The following is a 24404-nucleotide window of genomic DNA, read 5'->3' as shown; positions in this document are numbered from 1 at the left end:
CCTCCCGCTACCCACCACCTCCGCAACCGCCTATACCCCTCCCCATTCAGGGGAAGGGATCGCATGAGTTTGTTCCGCCGCAAGACGATCCACGCGCAGCCGCCCGAGCGGCAATTGGCGCGCACGCTCGGCTGGCCGCATCTGGTGGCATTAGGCGTCGGTGCGATCGTCGGCACCGGCATCCTGACGCTGATCGGCGTCGGGGCGGAGCGCGCCGGGCCGGCGGTGATCGTGTCGTTCGTCGTCGCGGGTGCGATCTGCGCCTGCGCGGCGCTCTGCTATGCCGAGATGGCGACGATGATCCCCGCGTCGGGATCGGCCTATACCTACAGCTATGCGGTGCTGGGCGAGGTGATCGCCTGGGTCGTCGGTTGGAGCCTGATCCTCGAATATTCGCTGGTCGTCTCGACCGTCGCGGTCGGCTGGTCGGGCTATGCGGTCGGGTTTTTGAAGGGGCTGGGCATCGTCGTGCCCAATGCGCTGGCCAACGGGCCCGGGCTCGGCGGCGTCGTCAACGTGCCCGCGGTGGCGATCATCGCGGTGGTCGCGGGGCTGCTGATGCTCGGCACGCGGGAAAGCGCGCGGATCAACACCGCGCTGGTGCTGCTCAAGATCGTTACGCTGGCGCTGTTCGTCGGCGTCGCGCTGCCGCGTTTCGACGCCGCCAACCTCCACCCCTTCACCCCCTACGGCTATGGCAGCCCGACCGGCGAGGGCGGCGTGAAATATGGCGTGATGGGCGCGGCGGCGATCATCTTCTTCGCCTTCTACGGCTTCGACGCGATCTCGACCGCGGCGGAGGAGGCGAAGAACCCCGAGTGCGATCTCGCGATCGGCATCGTCGGATCGATGCTGGCCTGCACCGCGATCTACATGATCGTCGCGGCGACCGCGGTGGGTGCGATCAGCTACACGCAATTCGGCAAGAGCGCCGAGCCGCTGGCGCTGATCCTGCGCGAACTGGGTCAGCCGAAGGTCGCGACCGTCGTCGCCGCCGCGGCGGCGATCGCGCTGCCGACGGTGCTGCTCGCCTTCCTCTACGGACAGAGCCGCATCTTCCTCGTCATGGCGCGCGACGGCTTCCTGCCGGCAAGCCTCGCCAGGGTGAGCAGGCGCGGCACGCCGGCGCGGATCACCGCGATGACCGCGGTGTTCGTCGCGGTCATCGCCGGCCTCGCGCCGCTGGACGTCATCGCCAGCCTCGCCAATGCGGGGACGCTCTGCGCCTTCGTCGCGGTGGCGGCGTGCGTGCTGGTGCTGCGCCGGCGCGATCCCGCGGCGAGGCGGCCGTTCCGCACGCCGTTCGCCTTCGTCGTCGCGCCGCTGGCGATTCTTGGCTGCCTGTACCTGTTCACCAGTCTGCAGGTGGTGACGCAGCTCGCCTTCGTCGGCTGGAACGCGTTCGGGTTGCTGGTCTATTTCCTCTACGCGCGCAGTCGCGCTGAGATCGCGCAACCGTGAGCGGCTGGCATATCGGCATCATCGGCGGATCGGGCCTGTACGACGTCGAGGGGATCGAGGACGGCCGCTGGGTGACGGTCGCGAGTCCCTGGGGGCAGCCGTCGGACGCAATCTTCACTGGCCGGGTAGGGCACGTCGCGGTGTCGTTCCTGCCGCGGCACGGGCGCGGGCATCGGATCAGCCCGGAAGCGATCGATGCGCGCGCCAATATCGACGCGTTGAAGCGGCTCGGCGTCACCGACGTGCTGGCGGTGTCGTCGGTGGGGTCGCTGGTCGAGGATCGGCCGCCGGGCAGCTTCACGGTCGTCGATCAGTTCATCGACCGGACGAAGGGACGGGTATCCAGCTTCTTCGGCATGGGCTGCGTCGCGCACGTCTCGATGGCCGATCCGGTCTGCCCGCGGCTGTCCGCGCTGGTCGCTGATGCGGCGGGCGAGGAGACGACGCGCGGCGGCACCTATCTGGCGATGGAGGGGCCGCAATTCTCGACGCGGGCGGAGAGCCATCTCTACCGGCAATGGGGGGCCTGCGTCATCGGCATGACTGCGATGCCCGAAGCGAAGCTCGCGCGCGAGGCGGAGCTGCCTTACGCGCTGGTCGGGATGGTCACCGATTACGACTGCTGGCGCGAGGGCGAGGCGGCGGTCGATGTGGCGCAGGTGATCGCGCAGCTCTCCGCCAATGCGGTGAAGGCGCGCGCGATGGTGATGCGACTGTTGCGGTCGCTGCCGGCGGAGCGGACGGCGTCGCCGATCGATACGTGTCTGGACAGCGCGATCATCACCGCGAAGAGCGCGCGCGATCCTGCGTTGGTCGCGAAGCTCGATGCGATCGCGGGACGGGCGTTGGGCTCTTCTTAAGCCTCTCCTCTGAAGAGGAGGGACTTTTTGGGTCAGCGCTCCGGCCCGACGCTCAGCCCATGACGATAGTTCATCGTTACCGCGACGCGGCTCGTTCCCGCCGCCACCGGCACCGCCACCTGTGCGAACGCCGGCTTCAGCCGCAGCAGCGACAGCTTGGGATCGCGGGAGAAGCCGCCGCCGTCCGTCCCGTCGGATTTGCCGTTGGCGTTGGCATCGTGCCGGACGGCGATGCCATAGGTGCCGGGGCGGGGGACGGGGACGCAGACCTCGATCGTGCGCTTGCCCTCCGCCGACGCTTCGACGCGGGCAAGCCAGCGGCCTTTTTCGAGGAAGCCCGCCGCATCGTAGAGTTGGACGCGCACGCCGCCACCGCCGGCGCGCAGGCCGCGGACGGTAACGATCAGCCGGTGTGCCGTCGCAGCGGTGCAGCCGGCGGTATTGCGCTGGGCACTTGCCGGTGTGGCGAGCGCGAGCAGAGAGAACGGGACGATCAGGCGGACCATAAGGCTCCCGGAAAAGCGTGAGTATAGCGCGCGATATGGCGAGCGTGTGGCCGCCCCTCAACCATCGTCATCACCGCGCAGGCGGGAATCCATAGTCGCTGATGTTGGTCGCTCTCGCCAGACTGGCGACTATGGATCCCCGCCTGCGCGGTGATGACGATTCGTCGGTTAGAAGCCCAACGAAAAAGGGGAGGCGCCTCGCGGCACCTCCCCCATTCTCGCCCTGTGCGCCCGCTTACGCGGCGAGGTTGCGCAGCACGTATTGCAGGATGCCGCCGTTGAGGAAATATTCCAGCTCGTTGACGGTATCGATGCGGCAGCGCGTTTCGAACGTCTCCGCGACGCCATTTGCGCGGGTGAGGGTCACCTCGACGGTCTGACGCGGACGCAGGCTCGCGACGCCGGTGATGGTGAACGTCTCAGACCCGTCGAGCCTCAGCGTCTCGCGCGTCACCCCTTCGGCGAACTGGAGCGGCAGCACGCCCATGCCGACCAGGTTGGAACGGTGGATTCGCTCGAAGCTCTCGGTGATGACCGCGCGCACGCCGAGCAGGTTGGTGCCCTTCGCCGCCCAGTCGCGGCTGGAGCCGGTGCCATATTCCTTGCCCGCGACGATGACGAGCGGCGTGCCGTTCTCCTTGTGGCGCATCGCCGCGTCGAAGATCGGCATCGTCTCGCCGTCGAATTTGGTCATGCCGCCTTCGATCCCCGGCACCATCTCGTTCCGAATGCGGATGTTGGCGAAGGTGCCGCGGACCATGACGTGGTCGTTGCCGCGGCGCGCGCCATAGCTGTTGAAGTCCGCGCGCGACACCTGCCGCTCCATCAGCCACTTGCCCGCCGGGCTGTCCGCCTTGATCGAGCCCGCCGGGCTGATGTGGTCGGTGGTGATCGAATCGCCGAGGATCGCGAGCGGCTTCGCCTCGATGATGTCGGTGACCGGCTTCGGGGTCATTTCCAGCCCGTCGAAATAGGGCGGGTTGGCGACATAGGTCGACCCCGAAGGCCAGGCGTAGGTGTCCGATTCGGTGACGTCGATCGCCTGCCACTTGGCGTCGCCGGCATAGACGTTGCCGTAGCGGCTGCGGAACATCGTGTCGTCGATGTTCGCCGCCATCACGTCGGCGACCTCCTGGTTGGTCGGCCACACGTCCTTGAGGTAGACGTCCTGCCCGTCGGTGCCCTGCCCGAGCGGCGTCTCGGTCATGTCGAGCGTCACCGTGCCCTTCAGCGCATAGGCGACGACGAGCGGCGGCGAGGCGAGGAAGTTGGCGCGGACGTCGGCGGACACGCGGCCTTCGAAGTTGCGGTTGCCCGACAGCACGCTGGCGGCGACGAGGTCGTTTTCGTTGATCGCGGTCGAGATCGGGCCGGGCAGCGGGCCCGAATTGCCGATGCAGGTCGTGCAGCCATAGCCGACGAGGTTGAAGCCCAACGCATCGAGATCGGCGGTGAGGCCGGCCTTGTTGAGATAGTCGGTGACGACCTGGCTACCCGGTGCCAGCGACGTCTTCACCCACGGCTTGGGCTTGAGGCCGAGCGCGTTCGCTTTGCGCGCGACGAGGCCGGCGGCGACGAGCACTGACGGGTTCGACGTGTTGGTGCAGCTGGTGATCGCCGCGATCACGACGTCGCCGTCGCCGATGTCATGGCCGCGATCGGGCACGTCGACGCGGACGGCGCGCTCCTTATGGTAGATCTTGAACAGGTCGCCGTTGAACACCTCGTCGACCTTGCCGAGGCTGACGCGGTCCTGCGGGCGCTTCGGGCCGGCGAGGCTGGCGGTGACGGTGCCCATGTCGAGTTCGAGTGTGTCGGTGAAGACGGGCTCGGGTGCATCGTCGTGGCGCCAGAAGCCGTTCGCCTTGGCGTATGCCTCGACCAGCGCGACGTTCTCCTCGGAGCGCGCGGTCAGGCGCATATAGTCCATCGTCTTGTCGTCGATCGGGAAGAAGCCGCAGGTCGCGCCATATTCGGGCGCCATGTTGGCGATCGTCGCGCGGTCGGCGAGCGTCATCGACGACAGGCCCGGGCCGAAGAATTCGACGAAGCGGCCGACGACGCCCTTGGCGCGCAGCATCTGCGTGACGGTGAGCACGAGGTCGGTGGCGGTGATGCCCTCGCGCAGCGCGCCGGTCAGCTTGAAGCCGACGACCTCGGGGATCAGCATGCTGACCGGCTGGCCGAGCATCGCCGCTTCCGCCTCGATGCCGCCGACGCCCCAGCCGAGCACGCCCAGGCCGTTGATCATCGTCGTGTGGCTGTCGGTGCCGACCAGCGTGTCGGGATAGGCGACCGGCGTGCCGTCGCCGTGCTCGCCGACGCTGTCCGACGACCACACCGCCTGGCCAATATATTCGAGATTCACCTGATGGCAGATGCCGGTGCCCGGCGGCACGACCTTGAAATTGTCGAGTGCGGCCGAACCCCACTTCAGGAACTCATAGCGCTCGCCGTTGCGCTGATATTCGAGATCGACGTTCTCCTCGAACGCCTGCGGCGTGCCGAATTCGTCGACCATGACCGAATGGTCGATGACAAGGTGGACGGGAACCTGCGGATTGATCTTGGCGGCGTCACCGCCGAGCTTGGTGATCGCATCGCGCATCGCGGCGAGATCGACGACGCAGGGGACGCCGGTGAAATCCTGCATCAGCACGCGCGCGGGGCGATACTGGATCTCGCGATCCGACCGGCGCTCCTGCTGCCAGTCGACGATCGCCTGCACGTCGGCCTCGGTCACGGTCTTGCCGTCCTCGAAGCGCAGCATGTTCTCGAGCAGCACCTTCATCGAGAAGGGCAGGCGGCTGATGTCGCCGAACTTCGCCGCGGCCTTGTCGAGGCTGTAATAGGCATAGGTCTTGCCGCCGACATCGAGCGTCGTGCGGGTATTCAGGCTGTCCTGGCCGATGGCGGTCATGATGATCCCTTCTATATGGCCCAGGGCGCTCGGGGAGGCGGCCGGAAGACCGCGCGGGCGCGCGAGAGCGCTTCAGCGAAAGCGTGTGTCGCGGCGGCCTTAGCAAGGGGTAACCGGCGGGGGAAGCACCGATGCTGCGGTTGCGTGAAAGCGCGTCAGCGCCGCGCCAGCCGCAGCGCGTCGACCTCGACGATCACCTGTTCCAGTCGGGCGAGCTCGGCGGTGGCACCGACGAGGTCGAGCGCCGCCCACGCCTTGGCGAGATGATCGCCCGCCTGATCGAGCCAGGGTCGTACGTCGGGGAGCTCCCCGTCGCCATGGCCCGCCGCGCGCAGGTCGCGGCGCAGCTCGAATGCGGCGACGGTGCGGCGGGCGAGGTCCTCCAGCGCCAGCCGTTCCTCGGCATCCAGATCGCCGCGCGGTTCGACGTCGACGACGCAGATCGTGCCGATCCGCGCCCCGTCGCGCATCCGCAGCGGCGCGCCGGCGTAGAAGCGGATGCCCGGACCACCGGTGACGTTGGGATAGTCGCGGAACCGGTCGTCGCGCGTGGCGTCGGGAACGACGAACACGTCGTCCTGTTCGATTACCTTGGCACAGAACGATTCCTCGATCGGCCCCTCGCCGATATCGAGGCCGATCCGCGCCTTGAACCACTGCCGGCGTGCGTCGATCAGCGAGATGGTGGAGATGGGCGTGTCGAATCGCTCGGCGGCGGTCTCGACCAGCGCATCGAACGTCCGCTCGGGCGGCGTATCGAGCAGATCGTACCGCGCCAGCGCCGCCAGCCTGTCTTCCTCGTCCATCATCGCTCGATCCGGCCTCTCCCAGATCCGGAAAACTAGCAGCGGTTCCAGCAGGACGACAAGGGTTTAGGCGAGCAAAGGCGGACGGATTTGCGGCGATGCCGATCGATCGTCAGCCGACGATCGCCTGTCCGGTGGCGAGCGCCTTGCCGCGGGTGATGATGACGCGGTCGCCGACCCTGGCCTCTGCGAACAGCAACCGTGCGAAGGCGGTCGGCACGCCGATACAGCCGTGCGTCGCATAGCCCCAGGCGACCTCCGTACCATGAACCGAAACGCCGTCACCGGTCAGCCGCAGCGTATAGGGCATCGGCGCGTTGCCATAGGTGCGCGAGAAATGGTGCGCATCTTTCATCAGGATCGGGAAGCTGCCGAGCGGGGTCGGCTTGTCGTCGGTGCCGTACAGGATCGCGGCGGCGCCGATCTCATAGCCGCCCCGGAAGACCGACAAGGTCTGCGCGGCGAGATCGACGGTGACGATCAGCGGCCCGTCGGGCACGCCCTTGGCGTCCCAGGCATAATCGCCGAACTTGATCGGGCCGATGTCGAGGATGCGCTTGATCGCGATCGGCGTAGGGCTGGGGGCGGGCGCGGGAGCAGGCGGAGCCTTGGCGACGGCCGCACGCGCCGGCGCTTTCGTTGGTGCGGCGACCGACGCCGCCGCGACGGCCGGCGCGGCGGGCACGACAGCACGGCGCGGCGCGACCGCGGCCGCGGCGACGCCGATCACGGCGACCGCGAGGATCAGCTTGGCGATAAGCGCCCGGCGTGCGGCCACGATACTCTCCAAAAGAACGGGGCTCTCCATAGCAACGGGCGTTACGATGCGCGGGAATCGCGGGCTTGGCCAGCCGCGGATTCGCGCTGTGCCGTGCCGGTACAGCCGCGGCCGGCATCAACCTTCGTTGCGGAACGGGAACATTGCCGCGCGCCCTCGGGTTGGACGTCGCGAAAGGATCGAATCCATGTCCCATATCCCCAATGCAGCGATGAAGCACGCCGGCCCGACCCATCACGACGAGGCGCCGCCCGCCGCCCCCGACACGCCGTCGCGTGGCGAAGGGCTGGGCGTCGGCGCGTGGATCGCGATCGGCGGCACGCTGATCGCCGGTGCGGCCGCCGCGCTGGCGGTGCCGCTGTTGCGCGCGCGCAAGGCCCCGGTCGCCACCCGCCGCGGCAAGCGCGCGACCGTTCGCAAGCCCAAGGCGTCCAAGGCGTCCGCCAAATAGGCCGCCCCGGCGGTTTCGATGGCGATGCCGGCAATCCGTGCTAGATCGGGACGATAGCGGCGGACGACGTGGGGACAGTGACCGAGACGGAGCAGACGCCGGAGGACCGGCAGGGCGCGGGGCCGGCGGAACGCTCGAATTCCGTTGGCGCGGGGCCGACCGCGCCGCCCCTTGCATCCCTACGCCCCAGACAGGACACCGGAGCGGTGGAAGACACCGCCCGATTCGATCGCCTGACCCGACGCCATCGCGAATGCCTGCGCGGCGTGCGCCAGCTCAAGGGATCGAAGGAGATCGCCGACGATCTGGGCATCGAGAAATCGACCGTCGACAGCTATCTGACCGAAGCGGTGCGGCTGCTCGGCGCGCGCAACCGTCGCGACGCGGCGCTGCGCTGGGCGGAGCATGAGGCCAGCGTTTCCGCACCTGCTCCGGCCGCCCCCGACAAAATCGGGGGCGATTCTGCGCGGCTATCCGAACCCGCCGCCGTCCTGCCAGTCCCGGTGGTGCCGGACGAGATGATCGTCGGAGCACCGGGGGATACCGGGGAGGCGACCGCAAGGCCGTCCTCCCCGGGAAGCCGGTTGCCCTATCGGCGGAAAGGGCAACGGGGCAACGACCTGTCGGTCGGGGATCGGTTGATCTGGATACAGGCCATCACACTCGGCATCGCCATCGGTTTCGGCATGCTGATGACCGGTCTCCAGGTCCTGACCCGATTGATCGAAGTGGTGACCCGCCACCTTTCCTGACTTCAGCGAAAGCGCCCCCATGGGGTGGAAAGGTGGCCCATGTCCTACGCCGATGTGTCCTATGCGAACACCCAAGCCGCAGCCGACGCCGTATCCGAACTGCTGTGGCGCCTCGAGACGCAGCTCGACGAGGCCTTCGCCACCAGCGGCGAACTGCTCGCCGCGCTGCCCCGCGCCCGGGCCGCCGCCAATCTGCCCGCGATCGCCGGGCAGCAGGCGTTCGAGGTGCTCGGCCAGGCGCTCGTCGCGATCGGCGCGGCCCGCGGCCACACCGTTGCCGGCCATCGCGTCATCGAAAAGATCGGAAAGCAGATCGGTTATGAAACGAGCTTCGGCGACGAACGTCCGAAGCCCGATTTCGCCCCGACGGGTGCCGACGTCAGCCATCTGCGCGTCGCTGCCTAGGTGTCATGGCCTGGCCTTCCCATCGTTGCTCCTTTGGCAGGCCAGGCCATGACCCACGTCATCACGTTCAATATCGTCCTGTTCGCGGCGTGTGCGCTGGCCTTTCGATTGGGCGGCGCTCCCGAACGTTATACGGCATTGGTGTTCCTGATCGGATCGGCGGCGACATTCCTGCTGCCGTTCGAACCCCACGAAAGCTTTCACTCGGTGGATATGCTGGCGCTCGGCGTCGATCTGGGCGTGCTGTTGGGGCTGGTCGGGATCGCGCTCTACGCCGATCGCTTCTGGCCGCTGTACGTCAGCGCGCTGCACGTCATTACCATCGCGATCCACGGCGTGAAGGGGTTCGCCCCCGATCTGGTGCCGTGGATGTACGCCGGGGCGAGCGGCAAGATCGCCTATCCCATGCTGGCGTTGCTGGCGATCGGCGCGCTGCGCCATCGCCGGCGGATCGCCACCTTCGGCAGCGACCGCGACTGGTCGCTGCACAGACCGGACATCGAACGACCATGAGTGCCGACTTCCGGTTGCTGCGCTGGCACGAGCGCGACCGTCAGGATTACGAACGCCTCGCCGCTGCGCTGGAGCGCGTCCGGGCGATCGCGGCGCGCGGCCGCGGCGAGATCGTCGCCTGCGTACCGGCCGGGCCGCAGGAGCCCAGCGATGCCGATCGCGCCCGGACGCTGCTGGCGCAGCGGCGCGCGCGCGACGTGATGGCGGGGCCGGCGGCGGACCTGTTCGGCGAGCCCGGCTGGGACATCCTGCTGACGCTGTTCATCGCGTTCGAGGACGGGCGCGGACTGTCTGCGGGCGAGATCGCGGCGACCATCCCGCTGCGGCCGCCGGTGCTGGCACGCTGGCTGGCGGTGCTGGAGGCACGCGGGCTGATCGGCGGGTCCGTCGCGGACGGCGGGAGCGATGTCGTCGCGCGGTCGACGCTGACCGGCGACGGGCTGGCATTGGTGTTGCGCTGCGTCGGCACCGCCTGATCGCGCCTACGCCTGCGGGCCGACCAGCCGTTCGGCCTCCTCGCGCATCGTCTCGACCCCCTGGCAGATGTGCAGCCCCGCCACCGCCAGATCGAGATCGTCGGCGAGCCGCATCAGCTCCTCGCCCAGCGCAACGGCGCGATGCAGCAATTCGCCGCGAATCCTGCGCTCGGTCGGGTCCTGTGGCGTGTCCATCGCGCTACGTCCTACTGCGCCGCGCGCCGGACGGGAAGCCGGTTCGCGCCGGACGGAGCCGGAGCAAAGCCGCCGATCGGACGTTCACGGCCATGCCGGTGATCGCGACGACGCGGACCCGGGCAAGGCAGACAGGAGAGCGATGATGGCGGACGACACGGGTGCAGGCCGAACCGACGGACAGAACGGCGGCAAAGGCGCGGCGGACGCGATGCGCGACACCGCAGGCCGCGCGCGCGAGGCGTTTTCCGATCATGTGATCGACCCCGCCCGCCGCGCCGGCGAGGCGCTGCGCGCATCGGGCCAGAAGGTCGCCGACGGCAGCGCGACGATCGGGCTGAAGATCATCGAACAGGCCGAACAGAATTCGCATCAGGCGTTCGAGGCGATGCGCGAGGCGGCGAAGGCCAAGGACCTGGGCGACGTGATGCGCATCCAAGGCGACTATTTGCGCGATCAGGGCCAGCGCGCGATGAACCAGGCGCGCGAGATCGGCGAGCTCATCATGCAGTTCGGCCGCGACGCGGTGACGCCGCTGCGTCCGGGTGGCGATAGCAAGCCGGACTGACGCCCCGCCCGGACCTGCCCCGTCGGACGCGGTTCGACGGGGTCAGCCGGCGGTCGACGGCATCGCCCGCGCCAGCACCAGCAGGTCGTGGGGCTGGCCGCCGCCGTCGCGGACGTGGTCGACGAGCAGCGCCTCGCGCGCGAAGCCCAGCCCTTCGAACAGCGCGATCGATCCCGCCTGATCGGGCGTCATCGTCGCGGTCAGCTTGGCGAGGCCGTGCGCGTGCGCGATGGCGAGCAACGCCTCGAGCAGGTCGCCGCCGAGCCCCGCGCCGCGCCGGTCGGGGGCGACGAGCAGCCGGATCTCGCCGACATGGCCGCTCCAGCCCAGCGGATCGCGGACCAGCGCGGCGCTCGCGACGATGCGGCCGTCGTCCTCGCCGACCAGGCTGTCGATCCAGCCTTCGCCGACCGCCTGCTGCCACGCCTCGACGACGCGCGGGTGGCGCAGGTCGCGGCCGAGGAACAGCAGGTCGTGTTCGGGCAGCGTCGCGGCGAAGGCGAGCATCGCGACATCGTCGGTCGGGCGGAAACGGCGGATCGTGTGGCTCATGGCGGCTCTCCTGCCCGTCCGGTCAAGCGGTGAAAGGCGCGTCCGTCAATCGCGACGTGGCGCGCCGTTTGGCGAAACCGGCAGCGGGCCCTGCGCCGTCGCCTCCAGCGACGAATCGCCGCCGAGCACGCGGTACAGCGTCACGCGGTTGCTCGCGCCGGTCAGCTGCGTCGCCACCAGCGTCCGCTGCGCGGTGTAGAGCGAACGTTGCGCGTCGAGGCTCGACAGGAAGGTGTCGATGCCGCCCTGATAGCGCGCGTTGACCAGTTGCAGCGTGTCGGCGGCGGCGGCCTGGAAGTTGGTCTGCGCGCGCAGCTGGTCGGCGATCGTCCCCTGCCGCGCGAGCGCGTCGGCGGTTTCCTGGAACGCGGTCTGGATCGTCTTTTCGTAGGTCGCGAGCGCGCCGTCGCGCTGCGCCTCGGTATAGCGGACGTTGTTGCGTGCCGCGCCCGCCTGGAAGATCGGATAGCTGACCGACGGCGCGACCGAATAGTTGAACGCGCCGCCGCTGAACAAGGACGACAACGCGGTGCTGGCGAAACCGACCAGCCCGGTCAGCGAGATGCGCGGGAACAGCGCGGCGCGCGCCGCCCCGATCTCCGCATTATAGGCGCGCAGTTCGTATTCGGATTGCACCACGTCGGGGCGGCGCAGCAGGATGCGGCTGTCGAGCCCGGCGGGCAGGGTGGCGATCGTCGCCTGCGCCTGTTCGATCGACACAGGCAGCAGCGCGGCGTCGACGGGCGCGCCGACGAGCAGTTGCAGCGCGTTGACGTCCTGCGCCACCGCGGTGCGTTGCTCGGCGAGATCGGCGTTGGCGGTCTCGAGGATCTGTTCGGCCTGGCGCAGGTCGGTACGCGCGCTGATCCCGCCTTCCAGCCGCGCGCGGGTCAGCCGCACGCTCTTCTGCGCGCTGGTCGCGGTGTCCTGCGCGATCTTCAGGAGGCTCTGGTCGGCGGCATAGGTCAGCCACGCATCGGCGATATCGCCCACCAGCGTCAGCCGCGTCGCGCGCGCGGCGGCCTCGGTGGCGAAATAGCGGTCGAGCGCAGCGCGCGACAGCGAGCGGATGCGGCCGAACAGGTCGAGCTCGAACGCGGTGACCCCGACCTGCGCGGAAAAGGCGCTGTTGCTGCCGCTGCTCGTCGTGGTGATCGTGCCGGTCGATCCGGTGCCCGTCCCGGTGTTGCCCGTGCCCGTATCGGTGCCCGTGCCCGTATTGCCGGTGCTGCCGCTGCTCGCGGTGCTGCGCGCACCATTGCCGCCGCCGGAATAGGTGTAGCGGCCCGAGGCGTCGACCGCGGGGTACAGATCGGCGCGCTGGATGCGATATTGCGCGCGCGCCGCGGCGATGTTGGCGGCGGCAAGGCGCAGGTCGCGGTTGTTGGCGAGCGCACGGTCGATGATCGCCTGCAGCCGCACGTCCTTGAACACGTCGCGATAGGTGATCGCCGGCAGCGTCGCCTCGCTTGCCCGCAGATAGGCGTCGCCGACCGGCCACGACGGCGGCACCGGCAGTTCGGAGCGGACGTATTTGGGCTCCATCGAACAGCCGGCGAGCGCGCTTCCGGCGAGCGCCACGGAGAGGATCAGGCGGCGCATCATGCGGGCTCCGGATTCACGGCTGGCGGCATCGGCGGCGCGGGCGGATGGTCGTCCTGCCCGCCCTGATGCCCGGTCGGCTTCCCGCGCAATTTGGCGATCCCGTCGCGCGCGCCGCGGCGGACGAGCACGAAGAAGAACGGGATGTAGAAGATCGCGAGGAAGGTCGCGGACAGCATCCCGCCGATCACCGCGGTGCCGATCGCGATCCGGCTGTTGGCGCCCGCACCGGTCGAGATCGCCAGCGGCAGCACGCCGAAGATGAAGGCGAACGACGTCATCAGGATCGGCCGCAGACGGATCTTGGCTGCCTCCAGCGCGGCATCGATGACGCGCGCGCCCTTGCGTTCCGCCTGTTCGGCGAATTCGATCATCAGAATGGCGTTCTTCGCCGCCAGTCCCATCGTCGTCAGCAGTCCGATCTGGAGGTAGACGTCGTTGGTCAGCCCGCGCAGCGTCACGAAGGCGATCGCGCCGATCAGCCCCAGCGGGATGACCAGCAGCACCGCGAACGGGATCGACCAGCTTTCGTAGAGTGCCGCGAGGCACAGGAAGACGACGAGGATCGACAGGCCGTACAGCAGCGGCGCCTGCCCCGAGGACAACCGCTCCTGATAGGACAGGCCCGCCCAGGCGACCGAGGTGCCCGGGATCTGCGCCGCCAGTTCCGCCATCCGCGTCATCGCATCGCCCGAGCTCTTGCCCGCGGCGGCCGAACCCTGGAATTCGAACGACGAGATGCCGTTGAACCGCGACAGCGTCGTCGGCGCGGTCGCCCAGCCGGTGGTAGCAAAGGACGAGAAGGGCACCATCTGCCCGCTCGACCCGCGCACGAACCATTGCTTCAGGTCCTCGGGGCTCGAGCGGTACGGCGCGTCGCCCTGCACGTAGACGCGCTTGACGCGACCGCGGTCGATGAAGTCGTTGACGTACTGCCCGCCCCAGGCGGTGGTCAGCGTGCCGTTGGCGTTGGTCTGCGTCAGGCCCAGCGCGGCGAGCTTCTGCTGGTCCATGTCGACACGCAGCGTCGCGATGTCGGGCAATTCGGTGAGCCGCACCGAGGCGAGCAGCGGATCGGCGTTGGCAAGGCCAAGCAATTTGTCGCGCGCGGCGTTGAACTGGTCCTGCGTCAGGCCGCCGGTGTTCTGCAACTCCATCGTGAAACCGTCGGACGAGCCGAGGCCGCGGATCGCCGGCGGCACCAGCGCGAACACCTGCGCATCGCGCAGCCCGCGGAACGCGCCCGAGGCACGGCCGGTGATCGCGTCGGCGGTATTGTCCTTGCCCTTGCGATCCGCCCAGTCGACGAAGTTGAGGAAGCCTTGCCCCGTATTCTGCCCGCTCGTCCCGCCGCCGCCGCCGCCCGCGACGGTGAACAGGACGGACGTATTTTTAGGCTCGTATTGCGCGAAATAGTTTTCCACCTGCCGCTGCACCTGCAGCGTGCGCGCCTGCGTCGCGCCGGCGGGCAGGCGGAACTGGACGATCGCCGACCCCTGGTCCTCGGTCGGCAGGAAGCCGGTCGGCAGCCGCATGAACAGCACGACGAGCAGCGCGACGATACCGGCATAGATCAGCAGAAACAGCCACTTGCGATCCACGACGGTCTTGACCGCGCTGGTATAGCGTTCGACCCCGGCCTCGAAATTGCGGTTGAACCAGTCGGCGGATTTGGTGCCCCAGCCGGCGACGCGCGGGAAGCGGCGCTTGAAGCCCTGGCCCTCCTCGGCCTCCTTCGACTTCTGCTTGAGCAGCGAGGCGGTGAGCGCCGGCGACAGGATCAGCGCGACGAGCACCGACAGCACCATCGCCGAGACGATGGTGATCGAGAACTGGCGATAGATGACGCCGGTCGACCCGCCGAAGAACGCCATCGGCAGGAACACCGCGGACAGCACCAGCGCGATCGCGATCAGCGCGACGGTGATCTCGTTCATCGATTCGATCGTCGCTTCGCGCGGGGTCATGTCGGGGTTCTCCTCCATGAGCCGCTCGACGTTCTCGACGACGACGATCGCGTCGTCGACGAGCAGGCCGATGGCGAGGACGAGCCCGAACAGCGTCATCGTGTTGATCGAGAAGCCGGCGAGATGGAACACCGCGAACGTACCGAGCAGCACGACCGGCACCGCGATCGTCGGGATCAGCGTCGCGCGCCAGCTTTGCAGGAAGACGAACATGACGATGACGACGAGCATCACCGCCTCGATCAGCGTCTTGACCACTTCCTCGATCGACAGCTTGATGAAGGCGGTGGTGTCGTTGGCGTAGGCGACCTTGAGGCCCGCCGGGAAGCCCTTCGACACGCGCGCGACCTCGGCCTTGACCAGCTCGGCGGTCTCCAGCGCGTCGGCGCCCGGCGCGAGCAGCACGGCGATGCCGGCGCCCGGGTGGCGGTTGACGCGGCTGACCGCGGCATAGCTTTCCGCGCCCAGCTCGATCCGTGAGACGTCGGACAGGCGGACGGTCGCGCCCGACGGCAGCGTCTTGAGGATGATCTGCCGGAACTGCTCGGGCGTCTGCAACCGCGACTGCGCGGTGACGGTCGCGTTGAGCATCTGTTCGGGGCCGGACGGCAGGCCGCCGACCTCGCCCGCCGCGACCTCGGTATTCTGGTTCTGGATCGCTGTCGTCACGTCGGACGGGATCAGCTGATAGCTCGCCAGCCGTTCGGGGTTGAGCCAGATCCGCATCGCATATTGCGACCCGAAGACGTTGACGTCGCCCACGCCCTGCACGCGACCCAGCGGGTCCTGCAGGTTGGAGACGAGATAGTCGCTGACGTCCTGGTTGGTGCGCGCATCGGTTTCGTCATAGACACCGACGATCAGGAGGTTGTCCGGGTTCGACTTGCGGACGACGAGGCCCTGCTGCTGCACCTGTTGCGGCAGGCGCGCGACGCCCTGCTGCACCTGGTTCTGCACCTGCACCTGCGCGATGTCGGGGTCGGTGCCCTTTTCGAAGGTCGCGGTGATCGTCACCGCGCCGCGGCTCGACGACGACGAACTGAAATAGAGCAGCCCGTCGATCCCGGTCAGCTGCTGTTCGATGACCTGCGTCACCGAATTCTGCAGCGTCTGTGCGTTGGCGCCGGGGAAGGTGGCGCGGATCGACACCTGCGGCGGCGCGACGTCGGGATATTGCGCGATCGGCAGGCTGAGGATCGCGCCCACGCCCGCGAGCATGACGATGATCGCCAGCACCCAGGCAAAGATCGGGCGATCGATGAAGATGCGGCTAATCATCGGGGCTGGTGGCCTGACATTCTCGAAAACACCCGTTCGCCCTGAGCCTGTCGAAGGGCAGGCCCGTGAGCGAGACGTGCGCTTGGGGAAACCTGTGCTGCGACAGGCTCGGCACGAACGGATGTGGGGAATCGCATCGGGCTCAACCCGCCTTGCCTTGCGACTTGCCCTGTTGCCCGCTCTTGTCGCCCTGTTTCGGCGGCGCGACGGTCTGCGCGCTGTTCGCGGGCACCGCTTTCACCTGCGATCCCGGCTTCAGCGCGTTCAACCCCTGTGTGATGACCTTGTCGCTGGCGTTGAGGCCGCTGGTGACCACCCATGATGTGCCCTGCGTCCGCGCGGCGGTGACCGGCTTCTGCACGACCTTGCCGTTCGCGCCGACCAGCATCACCGTCGCATTGCCCTTGGCATCGCGAGTCAGCGCCTGTTGCGGCACCAGGAAAGCGTTCTGGTTGATCGCCTGCGCGAAGCTCGCGCGCACGAACATGCCGGGCAGCAGCAGCCCCTGTGGATTGGGGATGCTGGCGCGCAGCGTCACCGTGCCGGTTTCGGTGTTCACCAGCGCTTCGGAAAATTCGACGGTGCCGGTCTGGCCGTAGTCGCTGCCGTCCTCCAGCTTCAGCCGCACGACGGCGCGCGTCGGCACGATGCCGTTCTGGCTGAGGCTGCGGCGCAGCGACAGCATGTCGGCGGCGGACTGCTGGATGTCGACGAACATCGGGTCCAGTCGCTGGATCTGTGCCAGCGGATCGGTCTGGCTCGCCGAGACGAGCGCGCCGACGGTGAACAGCGACCGGCCGATCCGGCCGGTGATCGGCGCGGGCACGGTGGTGAATTTGAGGTTGATCCGCGCCGTCTCCAGCGCCGCGCCGGTCTGCGCGACCGAGGCGGTCGCCTGCCGCGCGGTGGCGACGGCGTTGGTATATTCCTGCTTCGACACCGCCTCGATCGCGGCGAGCGGCTTGTAGCGTTCGGCCTGGATGCGCTGCGCCTCCTGATTGGCGCGCGCGCTCTGCAGGTTCGCCTGCGCCTCGTTCACCGCGGCACGGTACAGGCGCGGGTCGATCTCGTAGAGCGGCTGGCCGCGGCGCACCAGCGAGCCTTCGGTGAAGAAGCGGCGGCGGATGATGCCGTTGACCTGCGGGCGCACGTCGCTGCTCTCATAGGCGCTGGTCCGCGCGGCGAGTTCGGTGACCATCGCCGCGCTGGTCGGCTGGACGACGACATAGCCGACCGTGGTCGGCCCGCGGCCGGCGCCACCCGCGCCGCCCTTGGCCGAACCCTTGTCCTGCGCGCCGCTGCCACACGCGGCCAGCGTCAGAACGAGCGAGGCAGTAGCGGCTCCGGCGAAGAGCCGGCGCCCGCGAATCGATGCTGTGGTCAAGTATGTCACCCGGCTCGTATCTCGGCTCGCGCAGCCGTGATCGCGATCAAATGCACGGCGCGGCGATTGGTTGCTCTTGCTGCCCCAATGACGGCGATACACAGGGAAATGCAACCCGAGACGGGTGTTATTAATGTCGCAAAATGTCGCAGTGCGGAAAAAAGGGACGCGATGATGGATCGGGATGCGGGCAAGGCACTCGCCGCCGGGGCGGCGGTCGCCGAGGTGACGGACGGCATGCTCGTCGGGCTCGGCACCGGATCGACCGCGGCGCATGTGATCCGCCTGCTGGGCGCGCGCGTCGCGCAGGGGCTGCGCATCACCGCCGTCGCCACCTCGCGCGCGAGCGCCGCGCAGGCCGAGGGGGTCGGCATCCGCGTCCTCGACTTCGCCGACGTGCCGCGCGTCGACCTGACGATCGACGGCGCCGACCAGATCGACGCGCGGCTGTTCGCGATCAAGGGCGCGGGCGGCGCGATGCTGCGCGAGAAGGTGGTCGCCGCCGCGTCCGACCGGATGGTGGTGATCGCCGATCGCTCGAAGCGGGTGGCGGCGATCGGCGATGCGCCGGTGCCGGTCGAGATCCTGCCCTTCGCGCGCGCCGCGCTGCTCGCGGCGCTGGGGGAGGGGGCGGTGCTGCGCATGCGTGACGGCGCGCCGTATGTGACGGACAACGGCAACCAGATCGTCGATTGCCGCTTCGACCTTGCCGATCCCGCCGCGACTGCGGCGTGGCTCGACGGCATCCCCGGCGTGCTCGGCCATGGCCTGTTCCTGACCGAGGTCGATGCCGCATATATCGCCGCCGACGGAGTCGTTTCGCGGCTGGAACGGGCGACCATGTCCCGTTAAAGGCGGCCGCGACCGCAACGGATCGGGCGTGCAGGCGTTCGATGCAGCGCAAGAGCAAGGGCCCCATTGCCATGACCGATACCAAGACCGCGATCCACGAGGACGGCTCGCTAGAACGCCTGACGATCGACACGATCCGCACGCTGTCGATGGACGCGGTGCAAAAGGCCAATTCGGGCCATCCCGGCACGCCGATGGCGCTGGCGCCGGTCGGCTATACCCTGTGGTCGCAGTTCCTGCGCTACGACCCGTCGCGCCCCGACTGGCCCAACCGCGACCGCTTCGTGCTGTCGGTCGGCCATGCCTCTATGCTGCTCTATTCGCTGATCCACCTGGCGGGAATCGAAGAGATCGATGCGGAGGGTAACAAGACCGGTCGGCCCGTGCTGACGATCGACGACCTCAAGGGCTTCCGCCAGCTCGCCTCGCGCACGCCCGGCCACCCGGAATACCGCCATACCACCGGCGTTGAGACGACGACCGGGCCGTTGGGCGCGGGCTGTTCCAATTCGGTCGGCATGGCGATCGCCGAACGCTGGCTCGCGGCACGCTACAACAAGCCCGACTTCACGCTGTTCGACCATGACGTCTATGCGCTGTGCGGCGATGGCGACATGATGGAGGGCGTCGCGGCCGAGGCGGCGAGCCTCGCCGGGCACCTCAAGCTCTCCAACCTGTGCTGGATCTACGACAGCAACCATATCTCGATCGAGGGCGGCACCGACCTCGCCTTCGACGAGGACGTCGGCCTGCGTTTCCAGGCCTATGGCTGGAACGTCATCCACCTCGACGACGCCAACGACACCGCCGCCTTCGCCAAGGCGATCGAGACGTTCAAGGCGACCAATGACAAGCCCACCTTCATCGTCGTCCATTCGGTGATCGGTTGGGGCAGCCCCAAGGCGGGCAGCGAAAAGGCGCACGGCGAGCCATTGGGCGAAGACAATGTCCGCGCCACCAAGAAGGCCTATGGCTGGCCCGAGGACAAGGACTTCTACGTCCCCGACGGCGTTGCCGCGCATTTCCACGATGCCATCGCCAACCGCTCCGAGCCGCTGCGCCACGAATGGGAGGCGCTGCTCGCCAAATATGGCGAGGCGTTCCCGGACCTCGGCGCCGAGCTCGACCTGATGCTCAAGGACAAACTGCCCGAGGGCTGGGACGCCGACGTCCCCGAATTCCCGGCCGACGAGAAGGGCCTCGCCACGCGCGATTCGGGCGGTAAGGTCCTCAATGCCCTCGCCAAGCGGGTGCCGTGGCTGATCGGCGGTTCCGCCGATCTCGCGCCGTCGACCAAGACCGACATCAAGGGCGCGCCCTCGTTCGAGGCGGACAATTACGGCGGCCAGAACTTCCACTTCGGCGTCCGCGAACATGGCATGGGCGGCGTCGTCAACGGCATGACGCTGTCGCATTTGCGCAGCTATGGTTCGACCTTCCTCGTCTTCGCCGATTACATGCGCGCGCCGGTGCGGCTGTCGGCGATCATGGAGCTGGCCAGCGTCTGGGTCTTCACCCACGATTCGATCGGCGTCGGCGAGGATGGGCCGACCCACCAGCCGATCGAGCATCTGGCGACGCTGCGCGCGATCCCTGGGCTCGACACGATCCGCCCCGGCGACGCCAACGAGACCGCCTGGGCGTGGCGCGCCGCGCTGGAGGATGCCGGCCGCCCGACCGCGCTGATCTTCTCGCGTCAGGCGCTCCCCACCCTCGATCGCGGCAAATATGCCTCCGCCGAAGGGGTGATGAAGGGTGGCTATGTCCTCGCCGACTGTGATGGCACGCCCGACCTCATCCTGATCGCGACGGGCAGCGAGATGCACCTCGTCGTCGAGGCGCACGAGAGACTGATCGCCGAGGGCGTGAAGAGCCGCGTCGTCTCGCTGCCCAGCTGGTATCGCTACGAGCTGCAGTCCGAGGACTACAAGGACAGCGTGCTTCCCGCCGCAGTACCGACGCGCCTTGCGGTCGAGCAGGCCGGCGAGATGGGCTGGCATCGTTACGTTGGGTTGAAGGGCAAGACGATCACCATGTCGACGTTCGGTGCCTCCGCCCCCATATCCAAGCTGCAGGACAAATACGGCTTCACCGTCGACAACGTCGTCAAGGTGGCCAAAGAGATGCTGGAGACCAAGTGATGGGCACGCTCAACGATCTCTCCGCGGCGGGAACCGCCGTCTGGCTCGACTTCGTCGATCGCAAGTTCCTCGAGGCGGGCGGCCTCGACAAGCTCGTCAAGGAGGACGGCCTGACCGGCGTCACCTCCAACCCGTCGATCTTCGAGAAGGCGATGGGCCATGGCGACGCCTATGACGCAACGCTCGCCGACTTCGACAAGCAGCATCCCGGCGCGGCGACGATCGACCGCTACGAGCATCTCGCGATCCAGGACATCAAGGCGGCGGCGGAAACGCTGAAGCCCGTCTACGACCGGTTGGGCGCCAAGGACGGCTATGTCAGTCTGGAGGTGTCGCCGTATATCGCCGACGACACCGACGCGACGATCGCCGAGGCCGAGAAGCTGTGGCACGCGGTCGATCGCCCGAACCTGATGATCAAGATCCCCGGCACGCTCGCCGGCGGTCCCGCGATCAGCGCGACGATCGCCAAGGGGATCAATGTCAACGTGACGTTGCTGTTCGCGCTCGACGCGTACATCCGCGTCGCCGAGGCCTATGCTGCCGGTCTCGAGGAGCGGGTCAAGCAGGGCCAGCCGATCGACCGGATCGCCAGCGTCGCCAGCTTCTTCGTCAGCCGCATCGACACGATGATCGACAAGGCGATCGACGACCGCGTCGCCGCCAACGATCCCGAGGCGGAGGCGTTGAAAGCCTTGCGCGGCAAGGTCGCGATCGCCAACGCCAAGCTGGCCTACCAATGGTTCCTCGACTTCGAGAAGTCGGATCGCTGGCAGGCGCTCGCCGCCAAGGGCGCGCAGCCGCAGCGGCTGCTGTGGGCGTCGACGGGCGTCAAGGACAAAGCGTATCGCGACACGCTCTACGTCGACACGCTGATCGGCCGCGACACGGTCAACACCATGCCGCCGGCGACGATGGACGCCTTCCGCGAACGCGGCACGGTGGCGGACACGCTGAACGAGGACGTCGAGGACGCGCGCCGCGTGCTGGCGGAAGCGGAACGGTTGGGGTTGGACCTGAACGGCGTCACCGACACGCTGGTCGAACAGGGCGTCGCGTCGTTCGCCAAGGCGTTCGACGACCTGCTGGGCTCGATCGCCGCCAAGCAGCCGGCTGCGGTTTAAAGGTTCGCCCTGCCTCACCTCCGCGTCACCCCGGACTTGTTCCGGGGTCCACTCTGCGGCGAGGCATGCGGCATGACGGGGAACGTAGGGCTCGCGGCCCGGTGGACCCCGGAACAAGTCCGGGGTGACAAAGGAATGGGGACGGCGTTCAGGACCCCCATACCCCGTGACCTTTGTGACCTTCCGCGGCCTCCATCACCCGCAACCCAACCGCCGCCGCTCCGTTTAGCCCCCATCACCGCAACAACCGGCAGGACAGCAGACATGAAGATCGGACTGATCGGCCTCGGCCGCATGGGTGGCAATATCGCCCGCCGGCTGATGCAGGCAGGGCATGAGATCGTCGCCTACGACCGCAGCGCCGACGCGGTCGCCACGCTCGCCAGGGACGGCGCGATTGCCGCCAATTCGCTCGACGACGTGCGCGGCAAGCTGGACAGCCCGGCGATCTGGTGGGTGATGCTCCCCGCCGGCGCCCCGACCGAGGACACGATCGCCGCGATCGGCGAAGGCGCGCGTGACGGCGACATCGTCATCGACGGCGGCAACACCTTCTACAAGGACGACATCCGCCGCGCCAAGCTGCTGGCCGGCAAGGGCGTCCATTACGTCGACGTCGGCACCTCCGGCGGCGTCTGGGGGCTGGAGCGCGGCTATTGCATGATGATCGGTGGCGACACCGGGACGGTCAATCTGCTCGATCCCATCTTCGACGCGCTCGCGCCCGGCCTCGGCAGCATCCCGCGCACCCCCGGCCGTGTCGCCGACGTCGTTGATGAACGGGCCGAAAAGGGCTATATCCACGCGGGCCCCGCCGGGGCCGGCCATTTCGTCAAGATGGTCCACAACGGCATCGAATACGGCCTGATGCAGGCCTATGCCGAGGGCTTCGACATCCTGAAATCGAAGAACAGCGACAAGCTGCCCGAGGACGAACGCTTCGACCTCAACATGACCGATATCGCCGAAGTGTGGCGGCGCGGCAGCGTCATCTCGTCGTGGCTGCTCGATCTCACCGCGATCGCGCTCGCCAAGGACGGCAAGCTGGAGGGCTTCTCGGGCAGCGTCGCCGATTCGGGCGAGGGCCAGTGGACGATCGACGCGGCGATGGAGGAAAAGGTGCCGGCGAACGTCCTCACCGCTTCGCTGTTCGCGCGCTACCGCAGCCGCGTCGAGCATACGTTCGGCGATCAGGTGCTCTCGGCGATGCGCTTCGGCTTCGGCGGTCACGTCGAAATCCCGCAATGACCCCGATCCGTCTGGTCGTATCCGATATCGACGGCACGCTCGTCGACAAGCACAAGCAATTGACCCCCGCCACCACCGACGCCGTGCTGCGGCTGGAGGCGGCGGGCGTCGGCTTCACCGTCATCAGCGCGCGGCCGATGTCGGGGATCATGCCGATCGCCGAGACGCTTGGGCTCGATGCGGCGATGGCGGCGTTCAACGGCGGCATCGTCTTCCGCCGCGACGGGACCATCACCGAACATCATGTCGTCGACGAAGCGGTGGCCCGTGGCGTGATGGCCATCGCCGCGGACAGCGGTGCCGATATCTGGGTCTTCGCCGACGACCGCTGGTACGCCTCGACCGACGTCGGCGCGCATGTCGACAGCGAACGGCGTGCGTCCAACCAGGACCCAGTCGTCACCACCGATTTCGCCGACCTGCTGGACCGCGCCGACAAGATCACCTTCGTCAGCGACGACGCGGCGATGCTCGCGGGCCTCGCCGAGCGTTGCAAGGCGGCGCATGGTGAGGACGCGACGATCGCGCAGAGCCAGGTCTATTACCTCGACGTGACCGCGCTTGCCGCCAACAAAGGCGACGGGCTGGTCGCGCTCGCCCGGACGTTCGACCAGCCGCTGGATGCGGTGGCGGTGCTCGGCGACCAGTATAACGACGTGCCGATGCTCGAACGCGCCGGCCTCGCGATCGCGATGGGCAATGCGCCCGATCCGGTGAAGGCCATTGCCCATGACGTGACGACCGGCAATGACGCCGACGGGGTCGCGCACGCGATTCACACCATCATCTTTCCCCGCCTTGGAGCCCCTGCATGAAACAGCTGATCGCCTTCGACCTCGACGGAACGCTGGCCGAGAGCAAACAGCCCCTGCAGGACCCGATGGGCGAGGCGCTCGCCGATCTGCTCGGCGTCGCGCATGTCGCGGTGATCTCGGGCGGCGACTGGCCGCAGTTCCAGAAGCAGGTGGCGAGCCGCCTGCCGGCGCGCGCCGACCTGTCGAAGCTGTGGCTGATGCCGACGACGGGCACGAAGCTCTACACCTATCGCGATGGCGCGTGGAATTCGGTCTATGCCGAGCTGTTCGACGACGCGACCAAGGCGAAGATCCTGAAGGCGTTCGACGAATCCCTGGAGGCGACCGGCTTCAAGCCCGAGCAGACCTGGGGCGAGCGGATCGAGGACCGCGGCAGCCAGATCACCTTCTCCGCATTGGGCCAGGAAGCCCCGGTGAAGGAAAAGGAGCATTGGGACCCCAAGTTCGAGAAGCGCAAGGTGATCCAGGCGGACCTCAAGCAGCGGCTGCCGGGCCTGTCGATCAACATGGGCGGCGCGACCTCGATCGACATCACGCAGGAGGGTGTCGACAAGGCCTATGGCCTCAAGAAGCTGCGCGACGAGAGCGGCATCCCGCTCGACAGCATGATGTTCATCGGCGACGCGATCTTCCCCGGCGGCAACGACTATCCGGCAAAGGAGCTCGGCCTCGATACGGTACGCGTGCGCGATCCGGAGGAGACGATCTCGGTCGTGACCGCGATCGTGGCGTGCCAGAAATAGGGCAAGT

Annotated in this window: 23 protein-coding genes; 14 read left to right on the top strand and 9 right to left on the bottom strand. The window is 68.1% G+C overall.

The features are described from left to right. The first annotated feature begins 63 nt into the window (after nt 1-63). Together M9979_RS10210 and mtnP are read left to right on the top strand one after the other, a co-directional pair. Complete coding sequence (locus M9979_RS10210) at nt 64-1461, top strand: amino acid permease (RefSeq protein ID WP_254289253.1); 1398 nt, start codon at nt 64-66, stop codon at nt 1459-1461. Further along, nucleotides 1458-2321, top strand: coding sequence for an S-methyl-5'-thioadenosine phosphorylase (mtnP, locus tag M9979_RS10205; protein WP_254289252.1), 864 nt, complete (start codon nt 1458-1460; stop codon nt 2319-2321). The genes M9979_RS10210 and mtnP overlap by 4 nt, the downstream gene beginning before the upstream one ends. 32 nt (nt 2322-2353) lie before the next feature. On the opposite strand, the gene M9979_RS10200 is transcribed toward mtnP, so the two are convergent. From M9979_RS10200 to M9979_RS10185, 4 genes are all read right to left on the bottom strand, one after another. Continuing rightward, entirely contained in the window at nt 2354-2827 is a 474-nt protein-coding gene (locus M9979_RS10200) for a DUF2141 domain-containing protein (protein ID WP_254289251.1), read from the bottom strand. Nucleotides 2828-3062: 235 nt separating this feature from the next. Beyond that, nucleotides 3063-5747 carry an aconitate hydratase AcnA gene (gene acnA / locus M9979_RS10195; RefSeq protein WP_254289250.1) on the bottom strand — a complete coding sequence of 895 codons (2685 nt, stop codon included), beginning with the start codon at nt 5745-5747 and terminating at the stop codon, nt 3063-3065. 155 nt (nt 5748-5902) lie between these two features. Next, nucleotides 5903-6556, bottom strand: coding sequence for a GAF domain-containing protein (locus M9979_RS10190; protein ID WP_254289249.1), 654 nt, complete (start codon nt 6554-6556; stop codon nt 5903-5905). Between the two features lie 109 nt (nt 6557-6665). Continuing rightward, the gene (locus M9979_RS10185) at nt 6666-7331 is read right to left on the bottom strand and encodes a L,D-transpeptidase family protein (protein WP_254289248.1); all 666 of its coding nucleotides are present in this window, start codon (nt 7329-7331) and stop codon (nt 6666-6668) included. 187 nt (nt 7332-7518) lie between these two features. Here M9979_RS10185 and M9979_RS10180 point away from each other — a divergent pair, with 187 nt between their 5' ends. The 5 genes from M9979_RS10180 to M9979_RS10160 all read left to right on the top strand — a co-directional run bounded on the left by M9979_RS10180 (nt 7519) and on the right by M9979_RS10160 (nt 9928). After that, a complete protein-coding gene (locus tag M9979_RS10180) occupies nt 7519-7782 on the top strand; it encodes a hypothetical protein (RefSeq protein WP_254289247.1) in 264 nt (87 codons plus the stop codon). Nucleotides 7783-7988: 206 nt separating this feature from the next. Further along, the gene (locus M9979_RS10175; protein ID WP_254289246.1) at nt 7989-8534 is read left to right on the top strand and encodes a helix-turn-helix domain-containing protein; all 546 of its coding nucleotides are present in this window, start codon (nt 7989-7991) and stop codon (nt 8532-8534) included. A 39-nt stretch (nt 8535-8573) separates the two neighbouring features. Further along, entirely contained in the window at nt 8574-8939 is a 366-nt protein-coding gene (locus tag M9979_RS10170; protein WP_254289245.1) for a hypothetical protein, read from the top strand. Nucleotides 8940-8987: 48 nt separating this feature from the next. Next, nucleotides 8988-9452 carry a hypothetical protein gene (locus tag M9979_RS10165; protein ID WP_254289244.1) on the top strand — a complete coding sequence of 155 codons (465 nt, stop codon included), beginning with the start codon at nt 8988-8990 and terminating at the stop codon, nt 9450-9452. Continuing rightward, nucleotides 9449-9928 (top strand): hypothetical protein, encoded by a 480-nt coding sequence (locus M9979_RS10160; protein ID WP_254289243.1) that lies wholly within the window; start codon nt 9449-9451, stop codon nt 9926-9928. Before M9979_RS10165 ends, M9979_RS10160 begins: the two co-directional genes overlap by 4 nt. A gap of 6 nt (nt 9929-9934) precedes the next feature. Here M9979_RS10160 and M9979_RS10155 read toward each other — a convergent pair whose 3' ends face one another. Next, the gene (locus M9979_RS10155; RefSeq protein ID WP_254289242.1) at nt 9935-10123 is read right to left on the bottom strand and encodes a hypothetical protein; all 189 of its coding nucleotides are present in this window, start codon (nt 10121-10123) and stop codon (nt 9935-9937) included. A gap of 142 nt (nt 10124-10265) precedes the next feature. Between M9979_RS10155 and M9979_RS10150 the strand changes: the two genes are divergently transcribed. Then, nucleotides 10266-10691, top strand: coding sequence for a phasin family protein (locus tag M9979_RS10150; RefSeq protein ID WP_254289241.1), 426 nt, complete (start codon nt 10266-10268; stop codon nt 10689-10691). A 42-nt stretch (nt 10692-10733) separates the two neighbouring features. Here M9979_RS10150 and M9979_RS10145 read toward each other — a convergent pair whose 3' ends face one another. From M9979_RS10145 to M9979_RS10130, 4 genes are all read right to left on the bottom strand, one after another. Next, a complete protein-coding gene (locus tag M9979_RS10145; protein ID WP_254289240.1) occupies nt 10734-11243 on the bottom strand; it encodes a GNAT family N-acetyltransferase in 510 nt (169 codons plus the stop codon). Between the two features lie 45 nt (nt 11244-11288). After that, a complete protein-coding gene (locus tag M9979_RS10140; protein ID WP_422921909.1) occupies nt 11289-12845 on the bottom strand; it encodes an efflux transporter outer membrane subunit in 1557 nt (518 codons plus the stop codon). After that, on the bottom strand, nt 12845-16090 hold the full coding sequence (locus M9979_RS10135; RefSeq protein ID WP_254289238.1) for an efflux RND transporter permease subunit: 3246 nt from the start codon (nt 16088-16090) through the stop codon (nt 12845-12847). Before M9979_RS10135 ends, M9979_RS10140 begins: the two co-directional genes overlap by 1 nt. 142 nt (nt 16091-16232) lie before the next feature. Then, the gene (locus tag M9979_RS10130) at nt 16233-17483 is read right to left on the bottom strand and encodes an efflux RND transporter periplasmic adaptor subunit (RefSeq protein WP_422921899.1); all 1251 of its coding nucleotides are present in this window, start codon (nt 17481-17483) and stop codon (nt 16233-16235) included. Between the two features lie 162 nt (nt 17484-17645). Here M9979_RS10130 and rpiA point away from each other — a divergent pair, with 162 nt between their 5' ends. From rpiA to M9979_RS10100, 6 genes are all read left to right on the top strand, one after another. Then, nucleotides 17646-18326 (top strand): ribose-5-phosphate isomerase RpiA, encoded by a 681-nt coding sequence (gene rpiA / locus M9979_RS10125; protein WP_254289237.1) that lies wholly within the window; start codon nt 17646-17648, stop codon nt 18324-18326. 71 nt (nt 18327-18397) lie between these two features. Next, the gene (tkt, locus tag M9979_RS10120; RefSeq protein WP_254289236.1) at nt 18398-20467 is read left to right on the top strand and encodes a transketolase; all 2070 of its coding nucleotides are present in this window, start codon (nt 18398-18400) and stop codon (nt 20465-20467) included. Next, nucleotides 20467-21591, top strand: a complete 1125-nt coding sequence (gene tal / locus M9979_RS10115) for a transaldolase (protein ID WP_254289235.1) — start codon at nt 20467-20469, stop codon at nt 21589-21591. The genes tkt and tal overlap by 1 nt, the downstream gene beginning before the upstream one ends. 264 nt (nt 21592-21855) lie before the next feature. Beyond that, nucleotides 21856-22839, top strand: a complete 984-nt coding sequence (gene gnd / locus M9979_RS10110) for a phosphogluconate dehydrogenase (NAD(+)-dependent, decarboxylating) (RefSeq protein ID WP_254289234.1) — start codon at nt 21856-21858, stop codon at nt 22837-22839. Next, complete coding sequence (locus M9979_RS10105; RefSeq protein ID WP_254289233.1) at nt 22836-23654, top strand: Cof-type HAD-IIB family hydrolase; 819 nt, start codon at nt 22836-22838, stop codon at nt 23652-23654. The genes gnd and M9979_RS10105 overlap by 4 nt, the downstream gene beginning before the upstream one ends. Beyond that, entirely contained in the window at nt 23651-24397 is a 747-nt protein-coding gene (locus tag M9979_RS10100; protein WP_254289232.1) for an HAD-IIB family hydrolase, read from the top strand. The genes M9979_RS10105 and M9979_RS10100 overlap by 4 nt, the downstream gene beginning before the upstream one ends. The last annotated feature ends 7 nt before the right edge of the window (nt 24398-24404 follow it).

The sequence above is a fragment of the Sphingomonas liriopis genome (assembly GCF_024211255.1).
GTDB lineage: Bacteria > Pseudomonadota > Alphaproteobacteria > Sphingomonadales > Sphingomonadaceae > Sphingomonas > Sphingomonas liriopis.
Note: the sequence above shows the minus strand (reverse complement) of the source record. Positions and strands in the feature narration are given on the sequence as shown.